This window comes from Prevotella sp. DNF00663 (assembly GCF_001553265.1).
Taxonomy (GTDB): Bacteria; Bacteroidota; Bacteroidia; order Bacteroidales; family Bacteroidaceae; genus Prevotella.
The window spans coordinates 74,862-83,002 of record NZ_KQ960653.1 but is presented as its reverse complement, the minus strand read 5'-3'; the positions used below and the strand labels follow the sequence as shown (position 1 = coordinate 83,002).

Sequence of the window (8,141 nt, the reverse complement as noted above, 5' to 3'; positions counted from 1 at the left end):
AAAATGAGTGCCGAGAGGTACTCAATACGGATGACTTCCGCACCCTCCTTACACGATATTCATATTCAGTACCTTCGGCACTGACTCTTGAGCATTATACGTTTTCCACGGACTTCGTCCGCGGTTATTCATCTATAGTCGCTCCGCGACAAAGACAAAAATCAGCTTACAGATGCTACTTAAGAGTTTTCTTGTTCAAAGGGTATCTGTTACATAGTCGCACATCGGCTACTCTCTATACTAGCCGATACATTAGGCAGAAACACCAATCATCGGAAAGCGAGACCACACAAACGAAGAATACTAACAAGTACTCCACTTATGAAGCTGTTCCACATCACTACCTATGAAGAACAGGAAGTATATGAAAAGAAAAAATCTTCAGAATAGTTCTATAAACCCAAGGCACAAACAAACAAAAGGTTGGCAGATTGTTACCAAATCAGAATATTATCATTAAATTTGCAATATATTTAACGAAAACATAAACATGTCTGAAGAAAGAGTAAACTTTGGTAGTAAGCTGGGCGTTATCCTTGCTACAGCCGGCTCGGCAGTAGGTTTGGGCAATGTATGGCGCTTTCCCTATATGACCGGACAGAATGGTGGCGCAGCCTTTATCATCATTTATCTAGGTTGTATCTTGCTGCTCGGCATTCCTTGTATGTTGTCGGAATTCATCATTGGTAGGCACAGTGCCTCAAATATGGCACGTGCTTACACCAAGCTTGGTAATGGTACAGCGTGGCGATTGGTGGGGTATATGGGCGTCATCACGGGCTTTCTGATTACCGGTTACTATGCTGTGGTGTCGGGATGGTGCCTGCAATACATCTACGCCTCTATCATGGGAGAATTGAAAGGTGATCCTACGATGGTGGCACAATATTTCTCTGATTTCGAACAATCGCCTATCCGTCCTATCTTTTGGACCGTCGCTATCCTGCTCATGACTCATGGCGTCATCATTCATGGGGTGCGAGGCGGTATTGAGAAGGTTTCGAAGCTCTTCATGCCGGTGCTGTTTATCTTGCTATTGGTCATCGTTGTGGCCTCTTGTCTGTTGCCCGATGCCGGTAAAGGAATCAACTATTTGTTGAATCTCGACTTCTCCAAGGTAGATCAAAACGTATTTCTTGGCGCCCTCGGACAGTCGTTCTACTCGCTCAGTATCGGCATGGGTTGCATCTGTACCTATGCCTCTTACTTCAGTCGACGAACCAATCTACTGCGCTCATCGGTGCAAGTGGCAGCGGTAGACACACTCGTTGCCATCCTAGCCGGGCTCATGATATTCCCCGCAGCATTCTCTGTCGGTGTGAATCCCGATAGTGGTCCGGCTCTCATCTTCATCACCCTACCCAACGTCTTCAACCAAGCTTTTGTCGGATTTCCTGCATTAGGTTGGCTTGTATCACTTTTCTTCTATGCCTTGTTGGCGTTGGCTGCATTGACAAGCCTCATCTCCCTGCACGAAGTAAGTACGGCTTTCTGCTTCGAGGAGATGCACATCAGTCGTAAAAAAGGTGCTACCATCGTGACTATAGCCACCATCATCGTGGGCAGTTTCTGCTCGTTGTCGCTAGGCGGAGTAGATTTCTTGAGGATAGGAAGCATGTCGATATTCGACATCTTCGACTTTGTGACGGGACAGATATTCCTCCCTGTCATCGGATTTTTTACTTGTATATTCCTCGGATGGTATGTCCCACGCACGCTGATATACGACGAATTCACCAATTGGGGAACGGTAAGCACACGCTTCTTCGGCATCTATCTCTTTGCCGTTCGGTTTGTTTGTCCGCTCTGTATATTGGCTATTTTTCTCCATCAGTTGGGCTTTATTTGATGAACTATGCGCTGGCGAGAGTTTTTCTATTTCCAAAAATCCGACCGAAAGGTGTTTCTTACGATTCTCACCATCGTGGTGATGGCATTCGGCGCATACCTGTTGATGGATAAAGAGGAACCCCTTCAACCTATAGTCAAGGCTCACAAAGAAGTAAAAACGGAGCAGTCTACATCGGCAAAGTATTATACCCAGCCTCATCAAGTTCCCGAACGATTTGCCTTCGATCCCAATACGGCCGACAGCACACAGCTGCTTCGACTTGGATTGCAGCCATGGCAAGTGCGTGCCATTTATCGTTATCGTGCCAAAGGCGGTGTCTATCGGCAGCCGGAAGACTTTGCTCGGCTCTATGGTTTGACCAAAGGACAATATGAATCGCTACGTCCTTATATTATAATAGGTGAAGATTATCAGCCTGCCGACAAGTTTTATGGGAAGCCACTATTAGTAGGCAAATCGACCAATCGCGACACTTTACTCCATGATTACCCCATGAAACTAAAACCGGGAGAACACGTGATACTTAACATAGCAGACACATTGATGCTGAAACGAGTACCGGGAGTGGGGAGTTATTATGCTCGCCAAATCATGAACTACGGGCGGAGACTGGGCGGTTTTGCACATACAGAACAACTTAGAGAGATAGAAGGATTCCCCGAAGAGGCCATAAGTTATTTCAAAGTGGACGACAGCGCAGTAGAAAAACTCAATCTGAACACGCTCACATTGAACCAAATGCGACGCCATCCATATATCAACTTCTACCAAGCACGCGAGATTATGGACTTCCGACGGTTGAAAGGGGCACTGAAAAGCATCGACGATTTGCACCATCTGCGCTCGTTCAGTTCTACAACCATAGAACGATTGCGCCCTTACGTAACTTTCTAAACTGAATAGGTGTGATATGTTTTCGGCATGTCGGGCACGATTATCACTTATTTTGTGTATTTTTGCAACTTGACAAAATAAATGGTGAGCGTTTCACATAGCATGGGCTCGCTTGGTATATAACTCAAAACAAGTAGCAAATTATGAATCATACTCATTGGAAGTCGGCTTGGCTGACACTCTTTCTAGCGATATTTACTCTTGCCATACATGCTCAGATACAAGAGCCGGTACACTTCTCGGTGCAACAGAAACAAGTTTCGCCCACAGAGGTAGACCTTGTCTTCACCGGAAAGATAGATGCCGGTTGGCACGTCTATTCCACCGGTTTGCCATCAGACGGCCCCATATCGGCCTCATTGGCAGTGGATAAAGCCGTCGGTGTACAAAAGATAGGAAAGCTACAGGCGCGTGGTAAGGAAATCAGTACGTTCGACAAGTTGTTTGAAATGAACCTGCGTTACTTTGAACACGCTGTGACTTTCGTTCAGAAATTTAAGATTACAGGCAAGACCTACGAGGTAAAAGGCTCGTTGGAATACGGCGCTTGCAACGACCAAAACTGTCTGCCACCAACCCAAGTAGACTATCATATTAAAGGAAACGGGCCGGCCGATGCACCGGAAACAGCCGATGTAGCAGCCTTAGTGCCTGCCAATCAACCGAAAGCCGACTCTACAAGCAAGGTACAGGTAGCTGAATTGACTAAAGCAGACAGCATCGTGGTGGCTGCACCTGTATCAAACGTGAAAGCCGACTTGTGGAAACCGGTTATCAAAGAACTGAAGAAACTAAATGGAGATACCGCTCATCAATCATGGTTCTATATCTTCTTCATGGGGTTTGTAGGCGGATTGTTGGCACTGTTTACACCCTGTGTGTGGCCCATCATCCCCATGACGGTGAGTTTCTTCCTCAAGCGTGCAGGCGACAAAAGCCGTGGTGTGCGCGATGCCGTACTCTATGGTATATCCATTATTGTGATTTATCTGTCGCTCGGCCTCATTGTGACAGGCTTGTTTGGAGCCTCATCACTCAACGCACTGGCCACCGATGCAGGATTCAACATCTTCTTCTTCTTGATGCTCGTGGTGTTTGCGCTGTCGTTCTTCGGCTGGTTTGAACTCACGTTGCCCTCATCTTGGACCAATAGTGTAGACTCCAAGGCCAGCAACACCAGCGGAATACTAAGCATTTTCTTGATGGCTTTCACGCTGGCATTGGTGTCGTTCTCGTGCACCGGACCGATTATCGGCTTCTTGTTGGTGGAAGTTTCTAACGCGAAAAACATCCTTGGACCGGCTATCGGCATGTTCGGATTTGCCTTGGCTTTGGCACTTCCGTTCACACTCTTCGCCCTTTTCCCCACTTGGTTGAATAAAGCACCGAAATCGGGCGGATGGATGAACATCATCAAAGTGACATTGGGATTCATCGAACTAGCCTTCTCGCTGAAGTTCTTCTCGGTAGCCGACATGGCTTACGGATGGCATCTGCTCGACCGCGAAGTGTTCCTCTCGCTGTGGATAGTCATCTTTGGATTGCTGGGATTGTACTTGATAGGCAAACTGAAGTTCCCTCACGACGACCAAACGAGCACAGCTATGCCCGTTCCCTGCATCATGCTGGGACTTGTTTCGCTCTCTTTCGCCGTGTATATGGTACCCGGTCTGTGGGGCGCACCATTGAAGGCTGTGAGCGCTTTTGCCCCTCCTATGTTCACACAAGACTTCAATCTGTACCATAACGAGGTGCGCGCGCAATATACCGACTACGAAGAAGGCATGGCAGCAGCGGCAGCTCAGGGCAAACCGGTGATGATAGACTTTACCGGATTCGGCTGTACAAACTGCCGAAATATGGAATTGGCCGTATGGACAGACCCTGTGGTGGCCGACAAACTCAAGAAAGATTACATCCTCATCTCGCTCTATGTAGACGATAGAAAGCCGTTGGCCGAACCGATGGAAGTGGTAGAAAACGGAAAAAAGCGTACTCTGCGCAATGTAGGAGAGAAGTGGAGTTATCTGCAACGCAGTAAGTTCGGCGCCAATACGCAGCCTTTCTATGTGTTGCTCGATGCTAAAGGAATGCCTCTGACGCGCTCTTATAGCTACGACAAGGATATATCCCACTACTTGGATTTCCTGAACAAGGGATTGGAAAAGGCTCGGAAGAAATCTAAATAAAGTGTGACAGGCCTCTTATAAAGAACAGCCACCTTCTTGATGTAAGTCAAGAAAGTGGCTGTTATCGCAAACAATTGTAATGATTACTTTGTTTTTTAGGGGTTTACCCCTATCTTTGCACCGTGTTTTTCATAGTATTAGATTTAAGGTTAACAAAGGTTTGGACTCGGCGGAGTCCTTTTTTTATGCCCTTACGTTTGGTGCAGTCTCGTGGAAAATGATTAATTTTGGCAGACGATATGAGTAAAACAATGGAAAATCCCTATATCAGACAATATCCCGACTTGATGGTTGGTAAGAAGATTTTGTATGTGCATGGCTTCGGGTCGTCGGCACAATCGGGTACGGTGAAGCGCATTCAAGAGGCGTTACCACAGTCTACGGTGTTGGCATACGACCTGCCTATCCACCCACAAGAGGCGATGGAACTATTGAGAAAGGTGTGCGAAGAACAGCAGCCCGACTTGATTATCGGTACATCAATGGGTGGTATGTATGCCGAAATGCTCACTGGCTATGACCGTATCTTGGTAAATCCGGCCTTCGAAATGGGACAGACCATGCACGACCACAACATGATGGGGAAGCAAATATTCCAAAATCCGCGCCAAGACGGGGTACAGGAGTTCTTCGTAGACAAGCCTTTGGTGAAAGAATATCGCGAAGTGACGGGGCAATGTTTTACCCATGTATCGCCCGAAGAACAGGAACGTGTCTACGGGTTGTTCGGTGATGAAGATCCGGTGGTGCATACGTTCGACCTCTTTCGCAGTCATTATCGACATGCCATCCACTTCCATGGCGAACATCGCATGACGGATAGAAGTTTTATGCGTGGCGTGTTGCCCGTGATAAGATGGATAGATGACCGGCAGGAAAAACGCGAACGCAATATTATATATATAGGTGAGGAATGTCTGAAGGATTCGTATGGCAAACCGAAGTCGAGTTTTAACAAGGCATACGACTTCCTAATAGAGCATTATACGGTGTATATTGTGGCCTCGGCGCCTACTAACGACCATGAAGCTATCACACAAATGCAGGACTGGACAGAGCAATATATCTCTACACCAGCCCACGATCGCGTCGTATTCACCAATCAACGACAACTGCTTTATGGCGATTATTTCATTGCGACAGAGCCGTTGGATGACTTCATGGGAACGGTGATACCTTTCGCTACCGACGAGTTTAAGACGTGGGAGGAAGTGATTGTTTACTTTGAACGGTTGGGCGGACAGTAACTATACGTACTCGTTGCCTTTTTTCATCTGCACTTCGCTGACGTATTTACGGATGAGTGCCGATGAATCTTCTTTCTTACAAATTAATAAAACATTGTCTTGTTCGGCTACGATGAAGCCGTCGAGCCCGTTGATGACAGCAAGTTTACCTTCTGGCAGCTTGATGATATTACCGTGACTTTCGTCTAATAACACGTCGGAAGAAATGACTACATTATCGTCTTGACTCTTCTGCATCGCCTCATAGATACCATGCCACGTGCCAAGATCGGCCCAACCGAAGTCGCACATCATCACACAAACTCGGTCGGATTTCTCCAAAATGCCGTAATCAATAGATATATTAGGATACGACGGGAAGTTCTCGTTGATAAATTCGTTTTCTTCTTCGATGGTGAAATTGGGTTTTGCTTCGTCTAACGTACTCAACACAGCAGGCAGAAATTTATAAAAACATACGCTCAGATATTGCAAATTGCAAAGAAAAAGACCAGTGTTCCAATACCATTCGCCACTCTCCATGAACATACGAGCAAACTCGCGGTCGGGCTTTTCGGTAAAAGTCTTCACTTCGTAGACATCCTCCATATCGGCAGGATTACCCACTTGGATGTAGCCATAACCCGGTTCGGGACGCGTAGGACGAATACCCATGGTGAGCAAACTATTGTTTTTGCTCACAAAATCCAATCCTTCCAAGATATTCTTACGGTACAACTCTTCGCGAAAGACAATCTGGTCGGACGGCGTAACCAGCAAGTTGGCATTGGGATTAATGTGAGCTATGCGATGTGCAGCCCACGCTACACTGGGCGCAGTATTACGCCATATAGGTTCAGCCATGAGATTATCAGGAGGCAATTGAGGCAATTGTTCTCTGACAAAGTCGACATATTCTATATTCGTATTGACAAAAATATGGTCTAAAGGGAATATATGGGATATGCGTTCGTATGTTTGTTGTAATTGGGTTTGTCCGGTTCCAAAGAAATCAATGAATTGTTTGGGAAGTTTCTCACGACTGCAAGGCCACAGTCTTCGACCTTTCCCACCGGCTAGAATGACGCAGTAATTGTTTCTAAGGTCATTATCCATGTTTGTACGATTATCGTTCTTGCCACGAAAGTAACGAATAAAAATCACTCCAACAAGGCTTTTTCACTTTTTTATTAAACAATAAGCATTTTGTAACTTGCACTTTGATGAAAGGAGTTTTGTTTTCTTTTAGATATTTTACGGCTTCGTACCCATAATAATCCATATCCTCAGCTACAATATCGAAGTCGCCTAGCCCTTGTTTATCCCAGCGTTTGGTTTGTGCATAGGCTGGAAGAATGAAAGCTATATCTCCCGGATGCAGAAATATGGCTTTCGGAGAAAATCTCTTCGGACTTTTTGCTTTTGCAGGGGTGGTAAAAGTGAAAGCCATGATTGTAATGATGAAGGTTAATAAAGCTGCTCTCATATCATTAAGTTTTAAAGGTTTTACTCTAAAGAAGAGTGCTGTTGGGAGGGTTGAATGTCCATAATACGAGTGTAAGACTGGACGAAATCTACGGTCGAAACGACTTTGTAGCCTTTGCTTGAACACAAGATAGCGATGCCGCCGGCATCCGCTGGCAGGAAGTCTACAACCTCTTCTTGGTCACCGTTGACATAGATGAATTTTTTGTTGCTGGTCTCTTTGGTACTCGCAATGCCTTGAGCGTCGAGGTATTTGGTGGCTTCGTTCACGTAATAACGCATGTCGCGGATAGTCTCCCGGTCGTCGGCATTACCTACAGCCATCCAATGATTGAGCTGGGCACGCGTGGGTTGGATGAAAACAATATTGCCCGGACGTAGGTAAACGGTGTTGGATGAAACCTTTTTAGGTGTTGTTGCATGGACTGAACTAGCGAATATAAAGGTTATGAGGGTTAGAATAACGGAAAACATCCATGTGTTAATATTGTTCCT

At 46.0% G+C, this 8,141-nt stretch carries 8 protein-coding genes; 5 read left to right on the top strand and 3 right to left on the bottom strand.

Translation table 11 applies throughout. The features are described 5' to 3' along the window. From HMPREF3034_RS13040 to HMPREF3034_RS10060, 5 genes are all read left to right on the top strand, one after another. The coding region (locus HMPREF3034_RS13040; protein ID WP_231725665.1) for a hypothetical protein at positions 1-350 on the top strand (350 nt) is incomplete at its 5' end. Positions 351-490: 140 nt separating this feature from the next. Further along, positions 491-1,849, top strand: a complete 1,359-nt coding sequence (locus HMPREF3034_RS10075) for a sodium-dependent transporter (RefSeq protein WP_062435274.1) — start codon at positions 491-493, stop codon at positions 1,847-1,849. A gap of 6 nt (positions 1,850-1,855) precedes the next feature. Beyond that, positions 1,856-2,746: a ComEA family DNA-binding protein gene (locus HMPREF3034_RS10070; RefSeq protein ID WP_036897676.1), complete on the top strand. Its 891-nt coding sequence runs from the start codon at positions 1,856-1,858 to the stop codon at positions 2,744-2,746. 143 nt (positions 2,747-2,889) lie between these two features. Continuing rightward, complete coding sequence (locus HMPREF3034_RS10065) at positions 2,890-4,935, top strand: protein-disulfide reductase DsbD family protein (RefSeq protein ID WP_062435271.1); 2,046 nt, start codon at positions 2,890-2,892, stop codon at positions 4,933-4,935. 251 nt (positions 4,936-5,186) lie between these two features. Further along, positions 5,187-6,182, top strand: a complete 996-nt coding sequence (locus HMPREF3034_RS10060; RefSeq protein ID WP_062435268.1) for a YqiA/YcfP family alpha/beta fold hydrolase — start codon at positions 5,187-5,189, stop codon at positions 6,180-6,182. Here HMPREF3034_RS10060 and HMPREF3034_RS10055 read toward each other — a convergent pair whose 3' ends face one another. From HMPREF3034_RS10055 to HMPREF3034_RS10045, 3 genes are read right to left on the bottom strand one after another with little or no spacing between them, the layout of a single operon-like run. After that, on the bottom strand, positions 6,183-7,277 hold the full coding sequence (locus HMPREF3034_RS10055; RefSeq protein ID WP_062435265.1) for a mannose-1-phosphate guanylyltransferase: 1,095 nt from the start codon (positions 7,275-7,277) through the stop codon (positions 6,183-6,185). A 10-nt stretch (positions 7,278-7,287) separates the two neighbouring features. Next, a complete protein-coding gene (locus HMPREF3034_RS10050) occupies positions 7,288-7,647 on the bottom strand; it encodes a hypothetical protein (RefSeq protein WP_062435262.1) in 360 nt (119 codons plus the stop codon). Positions 7,648-7,667: 20 nt separating this feature from the next. Next, on the bottom strand, positions 7,668-8,120 hold the full coding sequence (locus HMPREF3034_RS10045; protein ID WP_156431102.1) for a hypothetical protein: 453 nt from the start codon (positions 8,118-8,120) through the stop codon (positions 7,668-7,670). Between the last annotated feature and the right edge of the window lie 21 nt (positions 8,121-8,141).